The sequence below is a fragment of the Pseudomonas edaphica genome (genome assembly GCF_005863185.1).
GTDB classification, from domain to species: domain Bacteria; phylum Pseudomonadota; class Gammaproteobacteria; order Pseudomonadales; family Pseudomonadaceae; genus Aquipseudomonas; species Aquipseudomonas edaphica.
Genome location: NZ_VBVZ01000966.1, coordinates 1 through 1,418 on the forward strand (window position 1 = coordinate 1; position 1,418 = coordinate 1,418).

At 59.1% G+C, this 1,418-nt stretch carries 1 protein-coding gene and 1 pseudogene; one reads left to right on the top strand and one right to left on the bottom strand.

Going from position 1 to position 1,418, the window contains the following annotated elements:
- Positions 1–313: pseudogene (locus FEM54_RS32530) on the bottom strand (GNAT family N-acetyltransferase); the annotation flags it as partial.
- A 168-nt stretch (positions 314–481) separates the two neighbouring features.
- Between FEM54_RS32530 and xthA the strand changes: the two are divergent.
- Complete coding sequence (xthA, locus tag FEM54_RS32535) at positions 482–1,294, top strand: exodeoxyribonuclease III (RefSeq protein WP_017134623.1); 813 nt, start codon at positions 482–484, stop codon at positions 1,292–1,294.
- Positions 1,295–1,418: the final 124 nt, after the last annotated feature.

The window sequence follows — 1,418 nt, forward strand, 5'->3', positions numbered from 1 at the left end:
GCCACATGCGCAACTGCCAGGCCCAGCTCTCGGTGATGCCCAGGCGCCGTTGCGGTGGCGCAATCAAAGCGATGCCGATCAGCCGGTCGTTGACGAACAGGCCGATGGCAGGAAGCTTCTGGAAAAAATGCTGCTTGACCAGCTCACGCACGGTGGCGCGCACCCGCTGTTCGTACCCCGACCGCTCAGCCTCGAAGATGTAAGCGAAGGTCGGTTCATGCCGATAGGCCTGATACAACAAGGAACGGGACTCGCGGGAATAGTCGCTGTTGAGCAGGCGAATTTCAGCAATGGCAGTGGCAGTGTCAGTCATACAGTCAATCTTCCTGGGCGCCACTCAAAAGATGGCGTTCTTATAGGTACGAACCTGTGCAGCACCAGTCGTTCCCAGACATTAGCAGTGCATGCGCCCTACCGCCACGCTGGCCCCCGTCCGACTTGTCGGCTAGCATCGGCCTTTTGCCAGACTGGACTGCCGACCATGAAAATCGTCTCCTTCAATATCAACGGGCTGCGCGCCCGCCCCCATCAGCTGGCGGCGCTGATTGAAAAGCATCAACCCGACGTGATCGGCCTGCAGGAAACCAAGGTGCACGATGACCAGTTCCCGCTGGCCGAAGTGCAGGCCCTTGGCTATCACGTGTACTACCACGGGCAAAAAGGCCATTACGGCGTGGCCCTGCTGTCGCGCAAGCCGGCGTTGAGCCTGCACAAAGGGTTTGCCAGCGACGAAGAAGACGCCCAGCGTCGCTTTATCTGGGGCACTTTCGCCGACGAGCATGGCCAGTCGATCACCGTGATGAACGGCTACTTCCCCCAGGGCGAAAGCCGCGACCACCCGACCAAGTTCCCGGCCAAACAACGCTTCTACGAAGATTTGCAGCAACTGCTGGAAAGCCAGTTCAGCAATGACCAGCCGCTGGTAGTGATGGGCGACATCAATATTTCGCCGGAAGATATCGACATCGGCATCGGCGCCGACAATGCCAAGCGCTGGCTCAAAACCGGCAAGTGCAGCTTCCTGCCGGAAGAGCGCGAGTGGATGGCCCGCCTTAAAAACTGGGGCCTGGTCGACAGCTTCCGCCACTTGAACCCGGACGTGGCCGACCGCTTCAGCTGGTTCGACTACCGCAGCCGTGGGTTTGAAGATGAGCCCAAGCGTGGGCTGCGCATTGACGTGATCCTGGCGTCCAACGGCCTGGTGTCGCGGGTCAAGGATGCTGGGGTGGATTACGACTTGCGTGGGCTGGAAAAACCGTCGGACCATGCGCCGATCTGGCTTGAGTTGAGCTGATTTCAAGGTTTGTGTACTTCAATGTGGGAGCTGGCTTGCCTGCGATTGCAGTGGGCCAGTCATCAAATGGTTGGCTGACACACCGTTATCGCAGGCAAGCCAGCTCCCACATTTTGACTTCCTG